The organism is Paucibacter aquatile, assembly GCF_002885975.1.
GTDB classification, from domain to species: Bacteria; Pseudomonadota; Gammaproteobacteria; order Burkholderiales; family Burkholderiaceae_C; genus Paucibacter_A; species Paucibacter_A aquatilis.
In genome coordinates this window covers 839,955-865,616 of sequence record NZ_POSP01000004.1, presented here as the reverse complement: position 1 = coordinate 865,616, position 25,662 = coordinate 839,955, and the positions used below count along the sequence as shown (strand labels likewise).

16 protein-coding genes are annotated in these 25,662 nt (G+C 66.3%); 6 read left to right on the top strand and 10 right to left on the bottom strand.

The features are described 5' to 3' along the window. Positions 1-6 precede the first annotated feature (6 nt). From C1O66_RS23325 to C1O66_RS23295, 7 genes are all read right to left on the bottom strand, one after another. Complete coding sequence (locus C1O66_RS23325; protein ID WP_102770372.1) at positions 7-915, bottom strand: carbohydrate ABC transporter permease; 909 nt, start codon at positions 913-915, stop codon at positions 7-9. Beyond that, a complete protein-coding gene (locus C1O66_RS23320; RefSeq protein WP_102770371.1) occupies positions 912-1,823 on the bottom strand; it encodes a carbohydrate ABC transporter permease in 912 nt (303 codons plus the stop codon). Before C1O66_RS23320 ends, C1O66_RS23325 begins: the two co-directional genes overlap by 4 nt. A 14-nt stretch (positions 1,824-1,837) precedes the next feature. Then, the gene (locus C1O66_RS23315) at positions 1,838-3,049 is read right to left on the bottom strand and encodes an ABC transporter substrate-binding protein (protein ID WP_243392958.1); all 1,212 of its coding nucleotides are present in this window, start codon (positions 3,047-3,049) and stop codon (positions 1,838-1,840) included. A gap of 62 nt (positions 3,050-3,111) precedes the next feature. Next, positions 3,112-4,494 carry a GH1 family beta-glucosidase gene (locus C1O66_RS23310; protein ID WP_102770369.1) on the bottom strand — a complete coding sequence of 461 codons (1,383 nt, stop codon included), beginning with the start codon at positions 4,492-4,494 and terminating at the stop codon, positions 3,112-3,114. A 2-nt stretch (positions 4,495-4,496) separates the two neighbouring features. Beyond that, positions 4,497-6,935, bottom strand: a complete 2,439-nt coding sequence (locus tag C1O66_RS23305; RefSeq protein ID WP_243392937.1) for a glycoside hydrolase family 3 protein — start codon at positions 6,933-6,935, stop codon at positions 4,497-4,499. Between the two features lie 206 nt (positions 6,936-7,141). Continuing rightward, positions 7,142-9,712 (bottom strand): cellulase family glycosylhydrolase, encoded by a 2,571-nt coding sequence (locus tag C1O66_RS23300; protein WP_102770367.1) that lies wholly within the window; start codon positions 9,710-9,712, stop codon positions 7,142-7,144. Between the two features lie 167 nt (positions 9,713-9,879). Continuing rightward, a complete protein-coding gene (locus C1O66_RS23295; protein WP_102770366.1) occupies positions 9,880-12,666 on the bottom strand; it encodes a TonB-dependent receptor in 2,787 nt (928 codons plus the stop codon). Between the two features lie 168 nt (positions 12,667-12,834). Between C1O66_RS23295 and C1O66_RS23290 the strand changes: the two genes are divergently transcribed. The 3 genes from C1O66_RS23290 (at position 12,835) to C1O66_RS23280 (ending at position 16,406) form a co-directional block, all read left to right on the top strand. Further along, the gene (locus C1O66_RS23290; protein ID WP_102770463.1) at positions 12,835-13,533 is read left to right on the top strand and encodes a response regulator transcription factor; all 699 of its coding nucleotides are present in this window, start codon (positions 12,835-12,837) and stop codon (positions 13,531-13,533) included. Further along, positions 13,530-15,002, top strand: coding sequence for a sensor histidine kinase (locus C1O66_RS23285; RefSeq protein ID WP_102770365.1), 1,473 nt, complete (start codon positions 13,530-13,532; stop codon positions 15,000-15,002). The genes C1O66_RS23290 and C1O66_RS23285 overlap by 4 nt, the downstream gene beginning before the upstream one ends. Before the next feature lie 117 nt (positions 15,003-15,119). Further along, positions 15,120-16,406 carry an ABC transporter substrate-binding protein gene (locus C1O66_RS23280; protein ID WP_102770364.1) on the top strand — a complete coding sequence of 429 codons (1,287 nt, stop codon included), beginning with the start codon at positions 15,120-15,122 and terminating at the stop codon, positions 16,404-16,406. A 68-nt stretch (positions 16,407-16,474) separates the two neighbouring features. Here the strand turns inward: C1O66_RS23280 and C1O66_RS23275 are convergent, their stop codons facing one another. Together C1O66_RS23275 and C1O66_RS23270 are read right to left on the bottom strand one after the other, a co-directional pair. Then, positions 16,475-17,827 carry a sensor histidine kinase gene (locus C1O66_RS23275; RefSeq protein ID WP_102770363.1) on the bottom strand — a complete coding sequence of 451 codons (1,353 nt, stop codon included), beginning with the start codon at positions 17,825-17,827 and terminating at the stop codon, positions 16,475-16,477. Next, on the bottom strand, positions 17,824-18,480 hold the full coding sequence (locus tag C1O66_RS23270) for a response regulator transcription factor (RefSeq protein WP_102770362.1): 657 nt from the start codon (positions 18,478-18,480) through the stop codon (positions 17,824-17,826). Before C1O66_RS23270 ends, C1O66_RS23275 begins: the two co-directional genes overlap by 4 nt. A gap of 216 nt (positions 18,481-18,696) precedes the next feature. On the opposite strand from C1O66_RS23270, the gene C1O66_RS23265 reads away from it, so the two are divergent. From C1O66_RS23265 to C1O66_RS23255, 3 genes are all read left to right on the top strand, one after another. After that, positions 18,697-22,104 carry an amidohydrolase family protein gene (locus C1O66_RS23265; protein ID WP_102770361.1) on the top strand — a complete coding sequence of 1,136 codons (3,408 nt, stop codon included), beginning with the start codon at positions 18,697-18,699 and terminating at the stop codon, positions 22,102-22,104. Between the two features lie 139 nt (positions 22,105-22,243). Beyond that, entirely contained in the window at positions 22,244-22,672 is a 429-nt protein-coding gene (locus C1O66_RS23260; protein ID WP_102770360.1) for an antitoxin Xre-like helix-turn-helix domain-containing protein, read from the top strand. 12 nt (positions 22,673-22,684) lie between these two features. Next, on the top strand, positions 22,685-23,413 hold the full coding sequence (locus C1O66_RS23255) for an RES family NAD+ phosphorylase (RefSeq protein WP_243392936.1): 729 nt from the start codon (positions 22,685-22,687) through the stop codon (positions 23,411-23,413). Between the two features lie 14 nt (positions 23,414-23,427). On the opposite strand, the gene C1O66_RS23250 is transcribed toward C1O66_RS23255, so the two are convergent. Continuing rightward, positions 23,428-25,527 carry a hypothetical protein gene (locus tag C1O66_RS23250; RefSeq protein ID WP_207796062.1) on the bottom strand — a complete coding sequence of 700 codons (2,100 nt, stop codon included), beginning with the start codon at positions 25,525-25,527 and terminating at the stop codon, positions 23,428-23,430. Positions 25,528-25,662: the final 135 nt, after the last annotated feature.

Genomic DNA, 25,662 nt, shown 5'->3' with positions numbered 1-25,662 from the left:
TCTCAATCAACCTTTGACCGCACCGGCCGCAATGCCGCGCACAAACCAGCGTCCGGAGACGAAATAGACCAGCAGCGGCACCATGGAGGTGAGGATGGTGGCCGCCATATTGACGTTGTAGAGCCTCTCACCCGTGGTGGTGTTGATCACGTTGTTGAGCTGCACCGTCATCGGCAAATGCTCGCGGCCGGCGAAGACCAGGCCGAGGATGTAGTCGTTCCAGACCCCGGTCACTTGCATGATGGCCGCCACCACGATGATGGGCGTGGACATGGGCAGCATCAGCTGCACAAAGATGCGCCAGAAGCCGCCACCGTCGATGCGCGCGGCCTTGAACAGCTCCGGCGGGATGGCGCTGTAGTAGTTGCGGAACAGCAAGGTCATCACCGGCATGCTGAAGATCAAGTGCACGGCCACGATGCCGGGAAGCGAGCTGTAGAGGCCCACGGCCGCCATCACCTTGACCAGCGGATAAATCATCACCTGCACGGGAATGAAGGCGCCCAGCATCAGGATGCCGAACAGCACATGGGCGCCGCGCGGCCGCCAAAAGCTCAGCGCATACCCGTTGAGCGCGCCGATCAGCACAGGCAGGATGGTGCTGGGCACCACGATGGCGACCGAGTTCCAGAACCCGGCGCTGATGCCCTCGCAGGACACCCCCGTGCAGACCTCGCTCCAGGCCGCGCGCCAGGGCTCGAGCGTGGCATTCATGGGCAGCGCAAAGAGCTGGCCCAGGCGGATCTCCTCCATGGTCTTGAAGGAGGTGACCAGCATGATGTAGAGCGGGGCCAGGAAGAACAGGGCCGCCGTCAGCAGGAAGGCGTAGATGCCCCAGCGGGCCGGATTGAAGCGTCCGCGGGCCTGGGCGCGTCGGGCGGCTTGAGTTTTCATCGTGACAGCAGAGTGGCTCATGCGCCCTTCCCCTTCCGCGCCTTGCGGCTGCGGGCGTAGAAAAACGGCGCCACCAGGGCCAGCACGGTCAGCAGCAGCACGATGGCGCCGGCTGAGGCCAGGGCCACATTGGCGCGCCCAAACAGATGGTCCATGATGAACTTGGCTGGCACATCACTGGCTGTGCCTGGGCCGCCCTGGGTCATGGCCGCCACCGCATCGAAGACCTTGACCGCCGCGGTGAACAGCAGCACGAAGACCGTGGCGAAGGAAGCGCCGAGCATGGGCAGGACGATGGACAGGTAGACACGCCAGGGCTTGATGCCGTCGATGCGGGCGGCTTTCCAGATGTCTTCATCAATGCCGCGCAAGCCAGCCAGCAGCAGGGCCATCACCAGGCCCGAGGCCTGCCAGACCGAGGCGATCACCACGGTGTAGATCACCATGTCCTGGTCGATGATCCAGTCGAAAGTGAAGTTCTCGAAGCCCATCTGCCGCACCGCCTGCTGGATGCCGTCGGTGGGATTGAGCACCCATTGCCAGACCAGACCGGTGGCCACAAAGGACATGGCGTAGGGGTAGAGAAAGATGGTGCGCAAGAGGCCCTCGCCGCGCACCTTCTGGTCGATGAACACGGCCAGCAAGAAGCCGATCACCATGCAGGCGCCGATGAAGAGCAGGCCGTAGACCGCGAGGTTCTCCAGCGAGAGCAGCCAGCGCTCGTTGCCAAACAGGCGCTCGTACTGGGCCAGGCCAACGAAGTCGTCCTTGGGAAATGTGCGCGAGCTGCTCAGGGACACACGCAGCGTCCAGAGCACCGCGCCCAGATAGCCCAGCAGCACGGTCAGCGCCATGGGCAGCAGGGCGGCCCAGGGCGTCAGCCCACGGAGCCGAGAAGCCCGATTCGAAGAGCGGTTCTTGCGAGACATCAGCGCCTGTGCCCTCAGTTGTTGTTGAGGGCGGCGATCAGGTCTTTTTGCACCTTCTCAACCGGGATGCTGCGGTTCCAGTAGGCGGTCACGATGTCCTGCATGGCACCGTTCTGATCCGGCGTCAGGTAGACCTCGCCATTGCCCAGGTGGCGCGACTTGTCCTTCATGATGGCCACGCCCTGCTGGCCGCAGATGTCGAGCTGGCTGGCATCGACATCGCTGCGCGCCGGGATGGAGCCCTTCTTGATGCTGAAGGCAATCTGCGTGGCCGGCGTGGTGGCCACGGTGGCCAGCAGCTTCTGGGCCTTGATGGCCTCGGGCCGGTTGGTCTTGGGGAAGACCAGGACATCGCCCTGGATGATGTAGGGCGAGTTGGGGCCGAAGCCGGCGATGCAGCCGTAGTCGCGCCCGGCCTCCTGCTTGGCCAGGGCGAACTCGCCCTTGGCCCAGTCGCCCATGAACTGCACACCGGCCTTGCCATTGATCAGCAAGGCGGTGGCGTCGTTCCAGTTGCGGCCCGGCGAGCCCTTGTCCACATAGCTCTGCAGGCGCTTGAAGCTCAGCAGCACATTCTTGAACTCGGGCGACATGATGGCCTTGGGGTCGCGGTCGCGCATGACCTTGAGGTAGAGCTCGCGGCCGCCGACATTGCTGAGCACGGCCGCAAACACCGTGTTGTCCTGCCAGGGCTGGCCGCCATGGGCCAGGCCGATCAGGCCGGCGGCCTTGAGCTTGTCGAGCGCGGCAAAGAGCTCGTCCATGGTCTTGGGCTCGGCCGTGATGCCGGCCTTCTTGAAGGCGGCCTTGGAGGTCCAGATCCAGGCCGGCATGTGGATGTTGACCGGCGCGGCGTAGAAGTGGCCCTTGACCTTGATGACCTTGAGCACGGTCTCGGGCAGCACCTGCTCCCACTTGCCGGCGGCGGCCGCTTCATCCACATGATTCAAGAGCCCCTGATCCACCACATCGAGGAACTGCTTGGAGGTGTTGAACTGGGCCGCCGTCGGCGGGTTGCCACCAACGATTCGGTTGATGGCCACCGAGCGCGCCTGCTCGCCCAGGGCCACGGCCGTGTCCTTCCAGGCACCGCCCGCGGCGCTGTAGGCATCGGCCAGGGCCTTGACGGCGGCCGACTCGCCACCCGAGGTCCACCAGTGGATGACTTCGGCCTTCAACGGTGCCGCAGCGGGCGTGGCGGCCGGTTTGGTCTGCGCCTGAGCCATCGCAGCAGCGCCAGTTGCGGCGAGCAAAAGGGCCAGCTTGCCCCAAACATGGTTCGCGTGTTTCATCGGTCCGCCTCTCCAGGCTGCAGGAACTGGGCATACCACTGGCCGCTGGCCTTCAGGGTACGTTGCTGGGTTTCAAAGTCGACGTAGGCCAGGCCGAAGCGGCGCAGATAGCCCTCGGCCCACTCGAAGTTGTCGAGCAGGCTCCAGGCGAAATAGCCCTTCAGCGGCACGCCGGCCGCCATGGCGCGCTGGGCAGCTGCCAGATGGCGCTGCAGATAGCTGCGGCGCTGCACATCCTCGACACGGCCATCGGGCAGCAGTTCGTCCTCGAAGGTCGAGCCGTTCTCGGTCAGATAGACACAATTGGGCGCGTAGTCGCGCTGGATGCGGGTCAGCAGGGTGACCATGCCTTCCGGGTCCACCTCCCAACCGAAGGCGGTGCGCTCCACGCCGTGCGTCTCGACCACACGGGTGGCGATGGGCGCCACGCCCGGGGCGTTTTCGATCCGCTCAGGGAAGTAGTAATTGACGCCCAGGAAATCGGTAGGCGTGGCGATCTCGCGCAGGTCATTGCTGAGCAGCTGCGGTGCATCCGACCCCAGCAAGGCCAGCACATCCTCGGGGTAGCCGCGGCCATGCAGCGGGTCCAGGAACCAGCGATTGCGCAGGCCATCGTGGCGGATCGCGGCCGCGGCATCCTCGACGCTGTCGCTGGCCGGCGAGATCGGGTGCAGGCTCAGGGTGATGCCCACGTTCGCATCGGGCACCAGGCGCTTGATCAGCGGCACGGCGCGGCCATGCGAGAGCAGCAGGTGGTGGCAGACCAGCAAGGCGGTCTTGTGGTCCTTCAGGCCCGGCGCATGGTTGCCTTCGAAGTTGCCGAGGAAGGCGGTGCAATAGGGTTCGTTGTGGGTGATCCAGTGCTTGACCCGGTCACCCAAGCGGCGCGTCACCAGTTCCGTGTACTCAAGGAAGGCGTCGACCGTGGCCCGGTTGGCCCAACCGCCCTGCTCCTGCAGGGCCTGCGGCAGGTCCCAGTGGTAGAGCGTGGCCCAGGGTTGCAGGCCGCGCTCCAGCATGCCGTCGACCAGGCGGGAATAGAAATCCAAACCCTTTTCATTGACGGCACCGCGGCCCTGCGGCAACAGGCGCGGCCAGGCGATGGAGAAGCGGTAGGCATTCACGCCCAGCTGCTTTGCCATGTCCAGGTCTTCGGGCCAGCGGTGGTAGTGGTCACAGGCGACGGCGCCGCTGCTGCCGTCGCGGATGCGGCCGGGTTCGCTGCAGAAACGGTCCCAGATGGATTCGCCACGGCCGTCTTCCTGCGCCGCGCCTTCGATCTGATAAGAGGAGGTGGAACAGCCCCAGCGGAAATCGCTGGGAAAGTCGCGGCGCAGAACGCTGGCGCCGCTGTGGCTGGGGTCGATCTTGAAATTCATGGTCAGGGAGCGGGAGAAAATTGGCTGCAGCTCAAAGCATCGGGCTCTTGGGCCGCGCCGGCACGCACGCGGATGTGGGCGAAGGCGGCGGCAAACGGAGCGTCGGCCGTCAGGTTGAAGGGCGCGCCGATGCGGCTCAGATCCGCACCTTGGGCGGCGAAGCAGGCGAGCGGGATCTTCAGGCTGTGGCGCTGCCCAGTAGGCAAGGCGCTGATCACGCGCTGCAGATCCAGCGTGCCGCCACAGCCCGGGCCGCATTCCATGCGCAGGCGCACGGGGCGCTGCGGCGCCTGCTCCGGCAGCAGGTCAAACACCAGAGCGGGTGCGGGGTAGACGGTCAGATCGGCTTGCTGGTTGGAGCCGATATGGAAGGTGGCCGGGCCCATCCAGACCAGGCGCTTGGCATCTTGCTGGGTGTTGATCTGGGTGGTCGAGACACGGATGGCGGGCTGTTCGGCCGGGGCTTCCAGCACGGCATTGAGGTCGGAACCGAGGCCGCGGTTGGGCCAGGCGCCGCTGGGGCTGCCGACATGCATCTGGTAGGGGCCCTGCCCCGTCTGGCGGAAGATCAGCAGCTCTTTGGACACATCGCAACCACCGCTGCGAACGCTGACCGGCAGTTGGCGCACGGTGCCCGGCTTGGCATAGCTGAGGCCATAGCCTGGCTTGAACTGGGGCTGGCTCTTGGCGCTGACGCAAGGCGCCGAGGGCCAGGCAAAAGGCAGCTTGGCACGGAAGTCATGGGCCACCTGGCCGGCCGCGTTCTTGAACAGCAGATCGGCCACGCCCGCACCTTCGCTGCCCGGCAACCAGGCGGCGACGAAGGCATCGGACAGGTTGAGCAAGTCATTCGCGTAGACCGTGCGGCCGCTCAGGAAGACGCTGATCACTGGCACACCGCGGCCGCTGACGGCGCGCAGCACCGCCAGGTCTTCCGGGTAGCGGCGGCTGTGCTGCAAGGTGCTGGAGGGCGAAATGTCGCCCACCCCTTCGGCGTAAGGCGTCTCGCCGATGACGGCGATCACGGCATCGAACTGGCTCGGGTCCACACCGGAGCCATCGGCACTGAAGCTCAGCGTGGCGGCACCGGCCACTTCACGAATTCCAGACAGAATGGACTGCGAGGCCGGGAAATCGGCGTTCTGCGTGTCCGTGCCCTGCCAGGTCATGCTCCAGCCACCGGCCTGGTTGGCCAGGTTGTCGGCGCTCTTGCCCACCACCAGGATGCGCTTGCCCTGGGCCAGCGGCAGCGCGCCGCGCTCGTTCTTCAGCAGCACCAGGGTCTGGCGCACCGCACGGCGGGCCAGGTCTCGGGCCAGCAAGGCCTCGGGCTTGCCAGCCACCGCGCTCTGGCGCGGCGAGGTCTCGAACAGGCCAGCGCGCATCTTGACGCGCAGGATGCGCGTCACGGCATCGTCGATGCGCGACATCGGGATCTCACCGCGCTCGACCTGGGCGATGGTGTTCTGGATGAAGGCGCGCCAGTCCTCGGGCACCATCACCATGTCGATGCCGGCCTTGATGGCCTGCGGGCAGCTGCTGTCGCGGCAGCCTGGCACCTGGCTGATGCCGTTCCAGTCGGACACGACCAGGCCGTCAAAGCCCATCTTCTCTTTCAAGGCCACGGTCAGCAACTCATGGCTGCCATGCATCTTTCCGTAGTCCTTGCTGGCTGGCTTGGCGCCCACATCGGTCCAGCTGTGGAAGGAGGCCATGACTGTTTGCACGCCGGTGGCCAGGGTGGCGTAGTAGCCCTGGCCGTGCACATTGATCATCTGCGCGCGGCTGACCTGGCTGTGGCCCTGGTCGCGGCCGAACTCGGTGCTGCCGTCGCCGATGAAATGCTTGGCGGTGGCCACGACCCGACTGCTGTCGCCGAGCTGGCCTTGCAGACCGCGCACCGAAGCGGCACCGAGGCGCGCCACCACCATCGGATCCGCGGAAAAGCTCTCGTAGGTGCGCCCCCAACGCGCATCCTGGGCCACGGCCAGGGTGGGCGCGAACACCCACTGGATGCCGGTGGCGCGCACCGCGCGCGCCGTGGCCGCCCCGATCTCTTCCACCAGGGCCGCGTCACCCGCGGCACCGAGGCCGATGTTGTGCGGGAACAAGGTGGCGCCACGCACATTGCCATGGCCGTGCACGGCATCCGTGCCCCAGATGATGGGGATGGGGGTGCGTGCGCCGCTGGACATCAAGGCCTCGTGGTAGGCCTGGGACAAGGCGAGCCAATCGGCGACCGAAGCCTCGCGCTTGTTGCCCGGCCAGGCACCGCCGCCATTGAGCACCGAGCCGATGTGATGACGGCCCGCCTCCTCGGGCGTGATGTACTTGATCTCGGGCTGGGTCATCTGCCCGACCTTCTCCGCCAGGCTCATGCCGGCGACGATGGCCCGGATGCGCGCCTCCATGGCCGGGTCGGCGGCGACCAAGCTTTTCACGGCGGGCCAGTCTTTCAGCACACGCGGCGCGGCCTCAACCAGGCCGGTGGAACAGAGCAAGGCAGCTGCGCAAGCCAGGAGGCTGGGCACATGCCGACGGACAGGAGCTGAAGCTGGATGCATGGTTCGTTCCCTCAAAGATCGCGTTCAGGTGCTCGACTGGAGTATCCGGGCAGACCCCGGCAGCTCCCTATCGCGCCTTACCCTCAGTTCGCGGCCTTCACCTCGATGTAGTTGATGTTCCATTCCTTGCCGACCGACTTGATGCGCAGGCTGTGCGTGCCAGCCGGGATGCGGATCGCCGGGCTGCTGTAGGTCTTCCAGGTCTGCCAGCCACCGGTGTTGGGCACCGCCAGGCTGTCCAGCTTGCTCTCGCCCAGCCAGACTTCGAAGCCGCTGCTGCCATTGGCCGACGCCAGGCGGTAGTCGATGACAAAGTTGGCCGCACTGGCCACCGAGACCTTGAACTCGATGAAACGATCGGGTTCGAAGTGGCCCACATTTTTGCCGCCGCCCACATCGTTGCAGTCTTCCAGCTGGATGCCGGACATGGCCGTGTAATCCTCGGCCTCAATCCGCGCCGGCAAGGCCACGGCCTCGCTCTTGGTGCCCAACTCGTCGCTCCGGTAGCTTTCGTCCTCGTGGTCGGTCGCCGTCACGGTGTAGAAGTAGCGCTGGCCAGGCTGGGCCGTGCTGTCGAGGTAGGCCGGCGTCTTCAAACCTTCGGCCAGCAGCACTGCCTTCGCGCTGTCGCCCGGCTGGGTGCTGCGATAGACCTTGTAGCCGCTGAGATCGGCCTCGGTGTTGGCCGCCCAGCTCAGACTGACGCCGGCACCGCTGGTGCTGAGCTTGAGCGCGGTCGGACGTGCGGGCAAGGTGTAAAGCGTGGTGCCCGCGCCCTTGAGCTGCTGCAGCAAACCAGGGTGCGGCTCCAGGGCCTGGCTGCCAAAGCTCTTGAACAAGGTCTCGATCTCGGCCAGCGAGGCGGTGTTGAAGTCCAGCTTCAGGCTGGGCTCGAGCACATCCTTGCCCTCCACCGGGGGCTGGGCCAGCAAGTAGATCTCGGCCCAGGTCTCGACACTGCCGTTGTCCTTGAAGACGCCGCTGAATCGATAGCTTTGACCGCCTTGCAGAGTCACCGCCTGAACGATGGCACCGTTGATGTCACCGCTCACGCCCGCCGGCCGAGTGACGCGCAAGACGGCACCCTCGCCGCCGGTCGGGGTCTGGCCTGCGTCGCGGGCATTGAAATCCAGATTCAAGCTGCCGCTGATCTTGAGCGGGGTCCAGCCTTGGCTGCTGCCGAAACCTCCATTGCTCAACACTTCGGTCTGCGTGGCCTCGTTCACCAAGCTGAGCTTGTCGTAGCTGACATCGGGTCGGCCATTGCCGGTCGCGCCGGTCTTGACGACCAGGTAAAAAGTCTTGGCGCCGCTGCCGCCGACCTTGATGCTCACAGGGCTGCGTGCGCAGGCCTTGGCCAGGCTGCTGTTCCAGCCGGCGCAATCCCAGCTGCTGGCCTTGGCCAGCAGGCCCAGCCCACTGTCCTTGCTGCTGTCCACGGCATTGGTCACCAAGCCCCAGGTGCCGCGGCCATGGCCGCCCTGGGCGCTGACGATCTTGTAGGACCAACTGGTGGCGGCAAAGCCCTTGGCGGCATAGCTGTCATAGGTGGCACGACCCAGCTTGCCCCCCAGTTCAAGTCCTGCGCCCTGCCAGGGCTGGAACTCCCCCATCAACAGCGGCGTTTTCAGCGTCGTGATCTTCTTGCTCCACTCACAGATGCCGCCCTGCCCTTGCGGGCCGCAGCGCAACCAATCGCGGTGGATGTCGTAGACGGAATCGTTGGGACGGTCTCCGAAGAGACCGGGATAGGGGTGCAGCTCGAAGGCCACATTGCTCATGCCCTTGGCCGCCGGGTCGCCGTAGACCTCGATATTGCCGTAGTGACTGGGCAGCATGACGATGTGCTTGCTGTCGACCTTGCGGATGGATTGGTAGAGCTCGGTGACACGTGCGGCCATGTCCTCGGGCGTCGAGCCCCAGGGCTCGTTGAGCGGGTCATAGGCGGCCACCACCGGCTCGTCCTTGTAGCGGGTGGCGATCTGCTCCCAGAGCCATTTCGTCCGGTCTTGGTACTCGCTGCTGCTCCAGTACTTGTTCTGGCCCGAACAACCGGTGTGGTCATTGGGCGTCTGCCCACCCACAGCGCCGTGCAGATCGAGGATCACATAAATGCCGCGCTTCTTGGCCTCGGCAATCGCCCCGTCCAAGTACTTCCAGGCATCGGCGCGCAGAGTCTTGGGCTGGGCCTCGTCCTCGATCACGCTCCAGAGAATCGGCAGGCGCACGAGGTTGAAGCCAAAGGCCTTGAGCTGGTCCCAGTCGCGTTCCTTCATCCAGTTGTCGCGAAACAGCGCGATCAAGCGCTCCTTTTCGGCGCGGCCGAAACGCTCACTCAGCTTGGCCTCCAGCGTGCACTGGTCCACCACACCGGCGGCGCCCTGCTCCATCATCCAGAACTCCTGAACCAACCAGTTGCCCAGATTGGTGCCCTTGAGGGCGACCGGCGTGCCACTGGCCTTGACCCATTGCGCGCCCTGGGCATGCAGGAAGGTGAGGCCCTCCTCGACCGGTACGCTCGGCTCGGGTGTCACCGGGCTGCCGCCCGAAGCGCCGCCACCGCAGGCCGGCAAAGCCAGCACCGCCATGAGGCACAAAACAGGAATGGCGCCCTGGACTGCGGCGACAGAACGACGGGGAAGGATCGGTGTCATGGGGTTTCCCTTGCTTCTTCACAGGCCGTCGGGCGACCCTGCAGCCGCCCGACGGTGTCGGGGCTCGGAGTCCAGGGCCACACCGGCCAGGGCGGGCGGCAAGCCGACCGAGCCGACCGAGCCGCAAAAAGGGATCGGCACAGGCTCGGGCCTCGTCAAAAGACAGCTCAGAACTTGTAGCTCGCGCCCAGCAAGATTTGGCGGCCGTAGGTCGTGTAGCGCTCGGGCATCAGGTTGTCTGGGTTCTTGGCATTGCCGACGCTGACGCTGGTGCGATAGGGCTCATCGGTCAGGTTGTTGACCTGCAGCAGCAGACCCAGGCCCTTGAAGCTGCCGCTCTCGAAGCTGTAGCCGATCTGCATATCAGTCACCTTTTCCGAGTTGATATTGCTGATCGCCTCGGAGTAGAAGATGCCGCGCGTCTTGGCACTGTAGTCCGAGCGATAACGCTGGCTGACACGGAACGAGAAGCCGTTCTTCTCGTAGTAGCCCGTCATGCTGCGCACCACGCCGGACAACCCATCGATGCCGTTCTTGAAGCCGTCGTCGTTCAGATTGCTGCGGGTGTTGGAGTAGCTCAGCACCACGCCGAAGCCGTCGAGGGCTGGCGTCAGCATGGCCGCTTCCAGCGAGGCTGCCACCTCATAGCCGGCCACCATGCCGCCATTGCCGTTCTGCAAGGTGGTCAGGTTGCCGATATTGCTGATCGGCACCACGGGCGGCTTGCCGGTGTTGGGGAAGCCGGTGAAGTCGTACTGCACCGTGCCCGAGCCGATGAAGTTCAGCAAGTGTTTGTGGAAGATGGCGTAGGACAGATAGCTGCGCTTGCCGATGTACTTCTCGAAAGCCAGATCCACCGAATCGGCCAGCCAGGGCTTGAGGGTCGGGTTGCCGCCGCTGCCGTTCCAGGTCTTGGTGGTCGCGTCCACGCCCACGCCGGTGAAGCCGGCACGCATGTCATTCATGCGCGGGCGGGCGTTGGAGCGTGCCAGGCCAAAACGAACAATGGTGTTGGCCGGCAACTCCGACACCAGGTTCAGGCTGGGCAGCCATTGGCCGTAGCTCGTGCCACCGGTGATGGGCACGGCCTTGCTGCCGTCCCAGACAAAGCCATTGGACTCCTGCTGGGTGCGCACATACTGCAGACCCAGATTTCCGCGCAGCGGGTGACCAAACAGGCTGGTGTCGATATTGCCTTGAACATAGGCGGTGTTGACCTTCTCGGACACACCATAGTGGCGGGCAAATGTCTGATCGGCGCCGATCTCGGTCTGGGTGTAGAGCGCATCCTTCACGCCCATCACGTCATAGGACAGGATGGCCGGAATGCCACCGAATCCCAGGGAGCTGTTGCCCAGCAGAAAGCTGGCCGGCACGGCAATCGGCGCGCGGTTGTTCTTCAGGTTGAGCTGATACTCGACCATGTCCACGTTCTTGACCCGCTCATTCAGGTTCAGGCCCAGCTCCATGCTGCTGAAGACACCCGTCAGCTCGCGCTTGGCCGAGAGGCGCAGGGCCTTGATCTCGTCCTTGGACATTGGGTAATTGCTGCGGCCATCGCGCCCCCAACCGCCCGGGTCGCTGAGCAGCAGCTTGTTCGGGTCGGCATAGTTGAATTGCGTGGTGACCTGGGAGATGCCGCTGCCGGTCTGCACATTGATGTCCAGCGAGGTGGTGCCGGGAGCACCGGCGCTCAACTCCATGAACTGTTCCTGGCGCTTGGCTCGCGAGTAGCTGAGGTCGGCCGCCGCCACCCAGCTGTCGCCCAGCTTCCATTTGTTGTTCCAGCCAAAGGCGGCGATGTCGTCGTCGCGGGTGTTGTACTGGCTCAAATGCACCGGCTTCAGATTGCCGATGGTGGCCTGGGTCACGAACTGGTCGCCATTGACCTCGCCGACCTTGACATTGGAGTAGACCGGCTCGGTGGCCGCATTCCAGGTGGCGCCGAGATTCGACATCAGGGCGCGGTAGTTGCGGCGCTGTTCGAACTTGCTGTAGTACAGATCGAGCACGCTGTGGAATCGGTCATTCGGCTTGTACTCGAGCGCCGCCATCAGGCCATTGCGCACCTGCTTGGAGGCCGTCACCGTGTCTTCAAAACCGTTGAGCGTGGCCACGCCCTTGGGCACGCCAGGCACCTGGTCGCCCCAGGGGCCGGTATCGGCCCACCACCAGGATTTGTAGTGCGTTTCCTGCCCCGGTGAATCGAGGTGGGCGAAGCCCACGGCCAGGCCGATGGTGCGGTCGGCAAACTGATCGATGTAGGAAGCGCTCAGGCGCTTGCCATTGGCGCCCGGCCCAGGCGTGACCTGGCCATTGGAGTTGTTCTCGGCGCGGCCGCTGAGCACCAGCTGGCGGCTGCCGAAGTTGAGCGGGCGCACCGTCTGCATGTCGATGGTTCCGGCCAGGCCCTGGCCCACCAAGCTGGCGTCGGGCGTCTTGTAAACCTTGACGGCGCTCAGCAGTTCGGACGGGAACTGGTCGAACTCCACACCGCGGTTGTCGCTGGTGCTGACCATCTCGCGACCGTTGAGCAAGGTGCCGGCATAGTTGCCCGCCAGACCACGCACCTGGATGCCTTGAGCGCGGCCGTCGACGCGTTGGGCGGTCAGGCCCGGCAGGCGCGAGAGCGAGTCGGCGATGCTCACATCGGGCAGCTTGCCAATGTCCTCGGCCGAGATCACCTCGACGATGGAATCGGAGTTGCGCTTGGAGGCCACCGAGGCTTCGATGCCGCGACGGATGCCGCTGACGACCACCGCCTCCAGCTGCTGGCGGCCATCGGCCGTGGGCTGGGCTTGGGCGGGCGCCGAGGCCGGAGCGGCTGGCGGGGCCAGCTGAGCTTGGGCCGCCTGGGCTGCAAACAGCAGGCTGGCGCAGGCGGCGGCGACGGGACGAATCTGCCAAGCGGCACCGGGCCGGCACGCTGAGCTGAACTGCGGGGAATTCTTCATGTCGGTTTGTCTCCTGTGAAGACCTTGAGCAAGGCATCCGCTGCAGCGATCGGACATTACACTGCCCTGTTATGAATCGCTGAAACTCAAACGAATTCTTAACGAAATTAATGTTTTATTAATTCCGTATTAACCCGCGGATGGATGAAATCCGCACAGGCTGCCACCATGAACCTTCTGCTTGCTGAAGACGATGCCATCCTGGCCGATGCCCTGACCGTGCAACTGCGGCGCAGCGGCTTCGAGGTCGAACATGCGCCCAATGGCGCCGTGGCCGAGTACCTCCTGCTCAAGAACCCGTTTGACATCGCCATCCTCGACCTGGGCCTGCCCATGGTCGACGGCCTGACCGTGCTCAAGCGCCTGCGCGCGGCGCGCCGCGGCCTGCCGGTGTTGGTGCTGACCGCGCTGGACAGCCTGGACGACCGCGTCTCCGGCCTGAACGCCGGCGCCGACGATTACCTGACCAAGCCCTTTGATTTCCCGGAACTGCAGGCGCGGCTCCATGCCCTGCTGCGCCGGGGGCGGCCGGTGGCGGCCGCGGGGCAAGACCTGGCACAGCTGAGCTTTGACCGCGCCGCGCGGCGCGCCAGCGTGCAAGGCGAAGCCCTGGAGCTGAGCCCGCGTGAATGGCTGCTGCTGGACCTGCTGCTGCAGGAGCGTGACCGCGTGGTCACCAAGGAGCAGATCGTGGCCGCCTGGGCGCAAGACCGGGGCGAGAACGGTGGCGGCAATTCCGTCGAGGTCTACATCCACCGCCTGCGTCGCAAACTGGAAGGCTCGGGCCTGCAGATCCGCACCGTGCGGGGTCTCGGTTATTTGCTGGAGGCAGAAAGCAGTGCCGGCGGCGCACCCGCCACGCCATGAGCACCAGCGCGCGCTCCCTGCACCGGCAGCTCTTTGTCTGGCTCTTGATGCCGCAGGTGGTGCTGTGGCTGGCAGCGGCGCTGTTCACCTACAAGCTGGCCGAGCATTACGCCAACGCCACCATCGACGCCAGCCTCTCGCAAACCTCGCGCACGCTGGCGCGCCAGGTCAAGCCCCTGGACAACGGCCTGTTCATCGATTTTCCGCGCGCAGCGCAAGACATTCTGGAGGCCGATCCCAGCGACCGCGTGCTCTACACCGTCAGCATGCCGCCGGGCCAGTTCATCCTGGGCAACCGCAATCTTCCGCCCCTGCCCCGCGGCGCCAAACCGGTCTACGGCGAACCGTTTTTCTACAACGGCAAGCTGGCGGCGAATGACGCTGCAGCAGCGCCGGAGGCCGTCGCCAGCGGCGCTGCGGCCAGCAGCGAGCCGCAGCGCCTGCGCGTGGCCGCCCTGCTGCTGCGCTACGGCACACCCGATTCGCCGGGCCAAAGCATGCTGGTCCAGGTGGCCCGCTCCAGCACCAACCGCGAAGCCCTGGCCCGGCAAATCCTGCTCGACACCGTGCTGCCCCTGTCGGCCCTGATGGCCTTGATGACCATGATCGTCTGGGCCGGCGTGCGCACCGGGCTGCGGCCGCTGGCCGTGCTGCAAAGCCAGGTCGAGGGCCGGGCGGCCAATGACCTGACGCCGATCAAGATCACCGACGCACCACCCGAGGTGCGCTCTCTGGCCCTGGCCATGAACAGCTTGCTGGTCGAGGTCAACCACAATGTGGTGGCGCAAAAGCGCTTCATCAGCGACGCCGCCCACCAGCTGCGCACGCCCCTGGCCGGCCTCAAGAGCCAGACCGAGCTGGCCCTGCTGGACGCGCAGGACCCCGCCCTGAGGGCCCGCCTGCAGCTGGTGCACAGCAGCGCCACGCGCAGCGCCCATCTGGTCAACCAGTTGCTGAGCCTGGCGCGAGCTGAGCCCGAATCGGCCAGCCAGCAGGCGCGCAGCACCCTGGACCTGCGCCAGCTGGCGCGCGAGCTGACCACCGAGATGGTGCCGCGCGCGCTCGCCGCCGGCATCGACCTCGGCTTCGAGGCGGCCGAGTCCTGCAGCCGCTGCCCGGTGCGCGGTTTCGAGTCGCTCTTGCGCGAGGCCCTGTTCAATCTGATCGACAACGCCATCCGCTATGCCGGCCGCGGCGCCAGCGTCACCGTGCGGGTGGAGCTCAGCGACGGCCAGGCCATCGTCGAGGTCGAAGACAACGGCCCCGGCCTGCCCGAGAGCGAATGCGAGCATGTGTTCGAGCGCTTTGTGCGCGCCACGCACGACGGCACCGGCTGCGGCCTGGGCCTGGCCATCGTGCGCGAGATCGTCGAGCGCCATGCCGGCCGCGTGTGCTTGCGGCCAGTGCAGGCGCAAGCACCCTTCGGCGCCCTGGTGCGCGTCACCCTGCCGGCAGCGGTTCAGGGATAGCCCGCTGACCGAAACCTTGCCTTGAAGGCAAAATGTTAATGCCGTGTTAATAATTAATGGAGGCCAGGGCTCGCGGACTGCATGCCGCAGCACTCGGCCCCGGATGGGGACCCGCCAATGAAACTGAATCCCGCCCGCGCGCAGCGGCTGGCCGTGAGTCGTTCGGGGCTGCTGGGCGCCCTGCTGCTGACGCTGGCCACGGCTTTGCCGGCTGCCCGCGCCGGCGAGATCGAGGTGCTGCACTGGTGGACCAGCGGCGGCGAGGCGCGGGCGGCCCAGGCGCTCAAGGCCAGCATGCAGGCCAAGGGCCACAGCTGGAAGGACTTTGCCGTCGCAGGCAGCGGCGGCGACTCGGCCATCACCGTGCTGCGCTCGCGCGTGGTGTCGGGCAATGCGCCGGCCGCCGCCCAGATCAAGGGCCCCTCCCTGCAGGCCTGGGCCCGCGAGGGCGTGCTGACCAGCATCAACGAAGTGGCCCGGGCCGAACGCTGGGACGATCTGCTGCCCCAGGTCGTCAGCGACCAAATGAAATACCGCGGCGACTACATCGCCGTGCCGGTCAATGTGCACCGCGTCAACTGGCTCTGGGTCAATCCGGCAGTGTTTGCCCGCGTCGGCGCCAAGGTACCCAGCAGCTGGGACGAGTTCTTTGCCGCCGCCGAAACCCTGAAGAAGGCCGGCGTGATCGCCCTGGCCCATGGCGGGCAGAGCTGGCAAGACCTGACCCTGCTGGAGACCGTGACCCTGGGCGTGGGCGGCGCCGAGTTCTACCGCCAGGCCTTTGTGCTGCGCGAGGCCAGCGCGCTGAACAGTCCGACCATGGACAAGGTGCTCAGCACCTACAAACGCATCAAGCCCTTCACCGACCGCAATGCCCCGGGGAGGGATTGGAACCTGGCCACAGCCATGGTGATCAAGGGCGAGGCGGCCATGCAGCTGATGGGCGATTGGGCCAAGGGCGAGTTCCTCGCCGTCGGCAGCCAGCCAGGCAAAGGCTTCATCTGCACCCCGGCGCCCGGCACGGCCAAGAGCTTCATCTTTGTGGTGGATTCCTTCGCCATGTTCAAGCTCAAGAGCCCGGCCAACAGCGCGGCGCAGAAAGACCTGGCCAGCGCCGTCATGTCGCCTGAGTTCCAGGAGGCCTTCAACCTCAGCAAGGGCAGCATCCCAGTGCGCTTGGGCATGAAGATGGACCGCTTCGACGACTGCGCCAAGGCCTCGGCGCAAGAGTTCAGCACCGCCGCCAAGCAGGCCTCGCTGCTGCCCTCGATCGCCAACGGCATGGCTGCGCCCTCGTCCATCGAGTGGGCGCTCAAGGACGTGGTCAGCCAGTTCTGGAACAGCGACAAAATGAGCACGGCCGAGGCGATGAAGCGCATGGTCGAAGCCAGCCGCAGGCAATAGGCGCCAGCGCTGCGGGACAAGCCATGGGCTGCGTGAGCTTCCCGCGGGTTCCCAGTCCTGGATCGCGGCTAGCCGGCGCGCGATCCCGGGCCTCTGGACGGCCATTGCAGGCATACCGCGAAACCGCGGGGCCCGCGGCCGCCCGTCGCAGCCGGGATCTCCAGGCTCAAGCAACCGCCGTGCGCTTGCGCCACCAACTGGGCCAGGCGCAGGCCCAGGCCGACCGCAGCCGCGTCTTCAGGTTGATTCAGGCCGGCTTGCAACTGGGACAGGCGATCCGCATCCACGCCCGGACCGTCGTCACGCAGGCGCAAGCGGACCATGCCGTCCGCCTCCAGTTGCAGGCTCAGCCAGGCCTGCTCGGCACCGTGACGCAGGGCGTTGTCCAGCAGATTGGCCAAGGCAGCGCTGAGCAGATTGGGATCGGCACGCACTGGAACTGTTCGGTCCGCCGGCGCCTGGACATGCAGCTGCAGCTGATCCAGGGGCAAACGCTGAGCCAGGTCGGCCAGATCACCCAGACTCAGGTCCTGCACATCCAGCTCCGCCCCGCTGCGGAACATCAGCAGCAGGGACGAAACCACGCGCTTGAGCCGTTCGGCCGCGGCCCGAGCGCGCAGGATGCGGGGCCGCGAGGCTTCGTCGGCCTCACGCTGAGCCAAGGCCAGTTGTGCGTCCATGCCGGCCAGCGGGGTGCGCAAGGCATGGGCGGCATGTGCGGCAAAGGCCTGCTCATGGCGAACCCGTAAGGCCAGACGCTGGCCCAGCTCATGGATGGCGCTGCGCACCGGCAGCAGCTCCGCCCGGCTGGCTGGAGGCAGATCGGTCTCGGCGCGCATGGGGTCGTAAGCCTGGATCTGCGTGCCCAAGGCCGCCAGCGGCTGCAAGGTGGCCCGCACGCGCCGGCTCAGCAGTGCCGCCCAGAACGCACTGACCGCCAAGGCCGCAGCCAATAGTGCGAGGAGCGCGCCGTAACGCGATTCCAGGCGCTCGGCGCGGGTCTGGGCCACCAGCAAGGTGCTGCGGCCGTCCGACATGGGTATGGCATAAAGCCGCCAACCGCCCGGCGCATCAAAAAGGCCGCGGCGCGTTGGCATCAACAAGGCGCGCGCCGGCGCCATATGGGAGCGGCGCAGCACCTGGGCAGAGCGGCTGTCCAGCAGTTGCCAGACCAGATGCTCCTTGTGCGGCGGCGCGGGCAAGACCTGCCCCTGCAGTTCGTCGGGCAGGCGAGCGCCCTGCTTCAGCAGACCATAGATCAGCTCCGAAGATTCGCGCAAAGCCTCGTCCATCAACTCCTCGGCCTCGTGACGCACCACCCACACCACGCTCAGCAGCACGGTCAGCAGCCAGGCGGCGCTGATCCACCACAGGCTGCGCGAGAGTTCGGCCCGCAAGCTGGGCAGCGTGTTCGTCGTCATGGGCTGACCCGATAGCCGAGGCCGCGCACGGTCTCGATCAACGCACGCCCCAGCTTGCGCCGCAGATTGAAGACATGTACTTCGACCACATTGCTGGCTGCCTCGCCCTCGAAGCCTTGGGTCAAGGCCTCCAGATCGGATTTGGACACCACCCGGCCCGCGCGATTCACCAAAGCCTCCAGCAGCGTCCATTCCCGTGCGGTCAGGTCCACGCGTTGGTCGCCTCGGTACACGCATTTGGCGGCCAGATCCATGTCCACCTCCGCGGACAGGCGCCGACGCTGTGCACCTTGCGACAGCGACCGCCGCTGCAGGGCGCGGATGCGCGCTGCCAGCTCTTCCGGTTGAAATGGCTTGACCAGGTAATCATCGGCACCGCTGTCCAGTCCCTGGATGCGCTCGCTGAGCCGGTCCTTGGCCGTGAGCACGACGATGGGCAGCCCGAGGCCGCGCGCGCGCAGCTGGCGGATCCAGTCAACCCCGGAGCCATCGGGCAGTTGCCAATCGACCAGCAGCAGGTCGTAGGGCTCGCTGATCACCAGTTGCGCGTCGCGCAGGCTCTGGAACCAATCCACCAGATGGCCCTCCAGGCGCAGGAACTCGCTCAAGCCCTCGCCCAAGGTGTCGTCATCTTCAAGCAGCATCAGACGCATGCGCCTTACCTCCTGCTGCAACGGTAGCACTGTGGAGAGCGCCCCACTTCAGCTCAGCTTCAGATGGGCACCACGGCCATGAGCCGTGGCGCCGCTCAGGCACTTGCGCGAGCAGCGCCCAACTGACGCGAAGGAGCCCGCCGCAGAGGGCAATTGCTCATGGCTGCAGGAGGCGGCTGTCGCTATCCTCGCCCGGCACTTCACCCAAGTCATCCCATGAGCACAAGCACTGCCACACCTTTGTTTCTGAGCCCCGCCACCGCGGGCAAGACCTGCCCCTCCGCCTTGCGCGCCTGCGCCCTGGCCGTCGCCCTGCTGGGAGCCGTGCACAGCGGTGTGGCCCAAACAGCCCCGGCTGCCGAAAAGGCGACTGAGAAAGCGGCCGACAAGAAAACCTGGAACGTCAACCAGCCGCCCGGCACCGGCCGCCAGGTGCAGATCGACACCCGCAGCGGCACCTGGATGAGCGTGGACGTAAGCCCTGACGGCAAGCAGTTGGTCTTCGACCTGCTTGGTGACCTCTACCTGCTGCCCATCGCGGGCGGCGAGGCCAAGCCCCTGACCCATTCCATCGCCTGGGAGCAGCAAGCCCGCTTCTCACCCGATGGCCGCCAGATCGCCTTCCAGAGCGACGCCGGCGGCGGCGACAACATCTGGGTGATGAATGCCGACGGCAGCGGCGCCCGCGCTGTGACCAAGGAAGACTACCGCCTGCTCAACAACCCGGTCTGGCACCCCAACGGCAAGTACATCGCCGCGCGCAAGCACTACACCGGCACACGCTCGGCCGGCTCGGGCGAGATCTGGCTCTTCCATGTGGATGGCGCCGCGGCCGGCAACAAGGGCGTGCAGCTGAATGAGAAGCCCAACTGGCAGAAAGACCTGGGCGAGCCCGCGCTTTCGCCCGACGGCAAATACCTCTACTACTCGCAAGACACCACGCCGGGCCGCAGCTTCGAGTACAACAAAAACTCCAACGGCGAGATCTTCAAGATCTTCCGCCAGGACCTCAGCGACGGCACGGTCGAGGCCTTTGTTCAAGGCGCCGGCGGCGCCATCCGCCCCACCCCCTCGCCCGATGGCAAGTACCTGGCCTTTGTGCGCCGGGTGCGCAACCAGAGCACGCTCTTCCTCAAGGACCTGAGCAGCGGCCGCGAGTTCGCCGCCTGGGGCCAGCTGGAGCGTGATCTGCAGGAGAGCTGGTCCATCAACGGCGTCTACCCGGCCTTTGCCTGGACGCCAGATGCCAAACAGATCGTCGTCTGGGCCCAGGGCAAGCTCTGGCGCGTCGACCCCTTCAAGAGCACGGCCGCCGAGATCCCCTTCCATGTGAAAGACCAGCGCGAGGTGCGCGAGGCCTTGCGCGTGCCGCAAGAAGTGGCGCCCGATCAGTTCGCCGTCAAGCAGCTGCGCTGGGTCAACACCTCGCCCGATGGCAAATCGGTCGTCTACTCGGCCCTGGGCCATCTCTACCTCAAGGACCTGCGCTCGGATGCCGCGCCGCGCCGCCTGACCCAGCAGCAAGGCGAGGCCTTCGAGTTCTTCCCCAGCTTCTCGCGCGACGGCCGCGAGCTGGTCTATGTGAGCTGGAACGACGACAAGCTCGGCAGCGTGCGCAAGCTGGACCTGGCCAGCGGCCGCGAGACCGTGATCACCAAGGCGCCGGGCAAATACCTCTCGCCGCGCTTCTCGCCTGATGGCCTGCAGATCGCCTACGTCAAGGCCAGAGGCGGCTACCTGACCACGCCCTGGCATGGCCTGGAGAACGGCGTCTACATCACCGCGGCGGATGGACGTGGCGAGCCGCAGCGCATCAGCAAGGACGGCGACAGCCCGCAGTTCGGCGCCCGCAATGACGCGGTGTATGTGAGCCGCTCCAGCATGAGCAGCGAGGTCGATTCGCGCCGCTCGCTCTGGCGCATCGAGCTCAAGGACCGCAGCGAAACCGAGGTCGCGCGCAGCGAGTACGTCAGCCAATACAGCCTCTCGCCCGATGGCCAGTGGCTGGGCTTTGTCGAGCGCAGCCACGCCTATGTGACGCCGCTGCCGCAGGCCGGCAAGACCATCACCGTAGGCCCCAAGATGGACGCGCTGCCGGTACGCCAGTTCGACGTGGTCGCCGGCGAAAACATGCAGTGGAGCGGCGACAGCCAGCAGCTCTGGTTCAGCCATGGCGACGAGCTCTACAGCGCCCGCCTGGCCGAGGCCTTCCCGCCCGCGGCCGTGGATGCCGATGGCAAGCCGGTGGCCAGCACCTTCAAGCCCGAGACGGTGCAGCAGGCCGGCCGCAAGATCGGTTTCAGCCAGGCCAGCGACAAGCCCGCCGGCCGCATCGCCATCAGCGGCGCCCGCATCGCCACCATGAAGGGCGATGAGGTGATCGAAGACGGCGTGATCGTGGTGCAGGGCAACCGCATTGCCGCCATCGGCCGCGCCGATCAGGTGCAGATCCCAGCCGATGCGAAACGCCTCGATGCACGCGGCAAGACCATCATCCCAGGCCTGATCGATGCCCACTGGCACGGCGGCATGGGTGAGAGCGAGATCATCCCCCAGCAAAGCTGGATCAACTACGCCTCGCTGGCCTTTGGACTGACCACCATCCACGACCCATCCAACCGCAACGGCGACATCTTCACGCAAGCCGAGATGCAGCGCGCCGGCCTGGTGACCGGCCCGCGCATCTACTCGACCGGCTCCATCCTCTACGGCGCCAAGGGCAGCATCAATGCCCCGGTCAACAACCTGGACGATGCGCTGGTTCATCTCAAGCGCCAGAAGGCCGCGGGCGCCATCAGCGTCAAGAGCTACCAGCAGCCACGCCGCGAGCAACGCCAGCAGGTGATCGAGGCCGCGCGCCAGACCGGCATGATGGTGGTGCCCGAGGGCGGCTCGCTGTTCCAGCTGAACATGAGCATGATCGTCGACGGCCACACCGGCATCGAACACGCCCTGCCGGTGGCCGAGGTCTATGACGATGTGAAGCAGCTCTGGACGCAGACGCAGGTCGGCTACACGCCCACGCTCAACGTGGCCTACGGCGGCCTGGACGGTGAGCATTACTGGTACGCCCGCACGGAAGTCTGGAAACACCCGCTGCTAAGCAAGTACGTGCCGCGCGCCGTGCTGGAGTCACGCAGCGTGCGCCGTGAGACCGCGCCCGAGGAAGACTTCAACGTCATCCGCGTCGCCCGCACCGCCACCGAGCTGCAGCGCGGCGGCGTCAAGGCCAATATCGGCGCCCACGGTCAGCGCGAAGGCCTGGGTGCCCATTGGGAGATGTGGATGTTCGGCCTCGGCGGCATGACGCCGCTGGAAGCCATTCGCACCGCCACCGCCAACCCGGCGCATTACCTGGGCCTGGACAAGGACCTGGGCTCGCTCGAGGTGGGCAAGCTGGCCGATCTGGTCATCATCGACGGCGATGTGCTCAAGGACATCCGCCAGAGCGACCGCATCAGCCATGTGATGCAAAACGGCCGGGTCTTCGAGGTCGGCAGCATGAACGAGGTGCTGCCGCGCCAAAAGGCCCGCAAGCCCTTCTTCTTCGACGGCGCCGACGGCCGCAGCATGCCGGTCGAGGCACACAGCCATGGCCACGGTCACGGCGGCGAGGAGGACTGAAGATCAGAGGGTGGCGCGAGGAAAATTCAGTTCCGTACTGAATTCTTGTTTTCGTTCGCCAAAGAACTTACACTGAACTCCTCAGCGACGCCGCTCCTGCCTGCCCAGGCCGGCGCCGCCCACCTGCCAGGAGTTCGCCATGGCCGCCCTTCCTTCGGACTTCCACAGCCAGCCGCAGCCGGGCTTGCCCGATCTGCACACCCCGGCCGCCGCCGGCGCGGCGCTGCGCACGTTTTTTCGCATGGCCCAGGCCTGGGGCCTGAGCAATGAAGAACAGCAGCGCCTGCTCGGCTGCGGCCGCACCACGTTTTACGACTGGAAAGCCGGCCGCATCAAGGCCGGCCTGGACGGCGCCACGCTGGAGCGCCTGTCTCATCTGTTCAGCATCTACGCCAGCCTGCAGATCCTGCTTCCCATCCCGGAGCGGGCCGATGCCTGGATCAAGAAGGCCAACAGCGCGCCCCTGTTCGGCGGCGGCAGCGCCCTTTCGCGCATGCTGGGCGGCCAGATCGCCGATCTCTTTGTCGTGCGCCAGTACCTGGATGCACAGCGCGGCGGCTGGGCCTGAAAGACCTGGCGTTTGAGCTCCTCCGCCCTGCCCCCGTCTGCCCCGATCGCCCTGCCCTGCATCCCCGTGCACTGGCCGGATTCCTGCCGTCTACTGCCCAGCCGCTACCCGCCCGTGCTGCTGTTCGACGCAGTGGCCGAGCCGGCGGACCTGGCCGTGGTCTTCGCCATCGAGGCGCTCGGCAACCCGCGCCTGCGCGAGCAACTCGGCGAGCTGAGCCTGGTGCCGCCCGAGCAGCGCCTCTGCGGCCCCGGGAGCAGCCCCATCATGGCGGCCTTCACCCACCTGAACCCCGAGGGCAGCCGTTTTTCCGACGGCAGCTACGGTGTCTACTACGCCGCGGCCACGCTGGAAACCGCCGTGGCCGAGGTCAGCCACCACCGCGCGCTCTTTCTCGCCCGCACGGCCGAGCCGGCCATCGATGTGGATCTGCGCTGCTACCGCGTCACGGTGCAGGCCGATTTGCACGAACTGCGTGCCGACGACCGTGATCTGCGCGCGCTGGCGCTGCTGGATGCGAACTCCTACGCCGCCTCGCGGCCCTTCGCCCAGAGCCTGCGCGAGCAAGGCAGCGCGGGCCTGATCTACGACAGCGTGCGCCAGCCCGGCGGCCAGTGCGTGGCCCTGTTCACCCCGCGCGCCGCCTTGCCTCCGGCCCGGCAGGCCGAGCATGTGACGCTGCGCTGGAACGGTCAGCGCATGGCCGACTGGTACCTGAAGTCAGGCCACCACGTGATCTGATTGCTCAGCAGCGCTCAGCGCCAGACGCCTTCGCGGTTTTCTTTCTGCGTGGCGTAGTAGGTGTAGAGCACCGCGTCGGTCACGTTTTCAGTCTGAAGCAGGCCGGAGGCCGACATCTTGTGCGACCAGGTGCGATCCGCCCCGTAGTGGCCGACCCAGGGGATCTGACGCACCAGCTCGCTGCGGATGGGGGTCAAGTGTTGCGGGTTGCGGTAATAGCCCTCGGGCGCATCGACCCAGACCTTGTTCTTCATGCTGTAGAACACCGATTTGAAGGGCCCACCCTCGACGCTGATGCGCGCCGAAAAGCCCACGCAATCAACTCCGTTCAGCAAGGGGTAGATGGTGTCGACGTAGTGCTCGGAGATCTCGTCGTCATCGTCCACGAAGTTCAGGTACTCGCCCTGGGCGATGTCGATCATGGCCTGCAGCTTGGGGCCGTACTCGCGGCTGCGGTTGTCTTCGAGCACCAGCAGTTCCACATCGGGATAGCGGGCCACCTGGGGTTCCAGGATGGCCAGCATGCGCTTGCGCAGCTCGCGCCGCGCCGGCAGGCTGGGCACGAGGATGGACCACTTGAATTTCTTCGTCGCGCCGGCCTGCGCCGCCGGGCAGGCGGGCAACAGGCGGTGGGCCGCGTCCACGGCATCGTCGGGCAGGCGCAAGCGGCTCTGGCGCGCCCGCGCCGTGGTGCGCTCGCGCAGCGAGCTCTCGATCTTGCGCAGCACCACCCGCGTGCCCAGGGCCGCCTCGGCCTCGCAGGGCCGCGCCTGGGCATCGAAGTAGGCATGGGCCAGCAGCTCGAAGCGCTGCCCGAACCAGCCCAGCGCCCAGAAATCCTCGCCGCAAGCCTGCCAGAAGCTGCTGAAGAGATCGGGCGCGGCCAGCCAGCCCGCAGCAGCTGCAGGCTCGGGTGGCAAGGCGCCGGCCAAATCCAGTTGCAGCTCGCCGCCGGTTTGCAGCAGACGCAAAGCCTGATTCAGCAAGGTCTTCAATGCCGAAGCCTCATGCTGCAGGCCGCTGACGTCGAGCAACTCCAGGCTCTCGGCCTGCAGCTCGATCGGGCCATGCGCGTCCGACTGGTCGCGCAGCGGCAGATCCAGTGGGCGGCTCAGGTCCAGCCGAAGATCGGGCTCTTGCTCGGCATCTCGGCTGATATTGAGCCAGCCGGCTTTGTAATCGGCGCCGGCGCCCACATGCAGGCGCTGCGGCCGCCAGGGCGCTTGCGGCAAGGCCGGCAGGCGTTCAACGGCATGGTTGGCCGCAACGGCGAGCATCTCGGCATAGGCCACAGCCGGGTCGGCCTGCTCAAAGCGCTCCAGCGCCAGGCGGGCGAAATCAAAAAACGCCGGGGTGCCGAAGTCCTCGCTGAAGAACTGCTCCAGCTGCCCGCCCTCCAGCCACAGGACCGAGTCCTCGAAGGCCGGATGCACCTCGGTGCCCGGCGCGCGCTCGGAGATGACGGGCGTGCCCAGGGACAGGCAGATCGCCGCCCGGGTCTGCTCGAAGCGGCTGCTCTCGTAGAAATGCACATTGAGCACGGCCTTGGCCTGGCGGATGAACTCATCACGCTCGGGGCCGTAAAGCGGGCCGTCGAACAAGGCCACGCTCAAGCCCAGGGCCTCGATGCGATCCAGCCAGGCGCGGCGGCGATCGTTCATGCTGCCGATGAACAGCAGATCGATGGGCCGCTGCTCCAGCGGGATGGATTCCGCCGGCCTCAGGTACGGTGCATGCAGCAGGGGGAACACCGGCACCTGATCCGGCCGGGCGCGGTAGGCGCTGCAGTTGGCGGCGTCGTAATCCACCACCGGCCAGTTCGCCAGCAGCTGCAAATACTCGGGCGAGACCTGGGCCCCGCCCTCGCCCAGCTGCTCCAGGTTCACAAACACGCAGACATGGCGATCGAGCAAGGCCGGCTCAAAACCGAGATGGGCGCCAAAGATGAAATTGATCGCCCCATGGCGCAGCCGGTTCTTCGCCATGCTGACCTCGGCCCCGAGGCGGCGGAACTGGTAGCGGAAGTAGCGCGCCTGATCGAGCAAGCCCAGGGAGTGCACATAGGCCCCGGGCTGCTGGATGCAGAGGTGAATTTCGGGCGCGGTGTGGCTCATGGGCGCGGTGTTGCCTGCAAGGCGTGATTCATGCTGCGGCCAGCATAGGCAGAAGCGGCGCCCGCCATGGCGTGATGAACGCGAGGAAGCCGGCGCATTTGTGGATTTGCGAAAAGGCCTCGCCACGGAGCCACT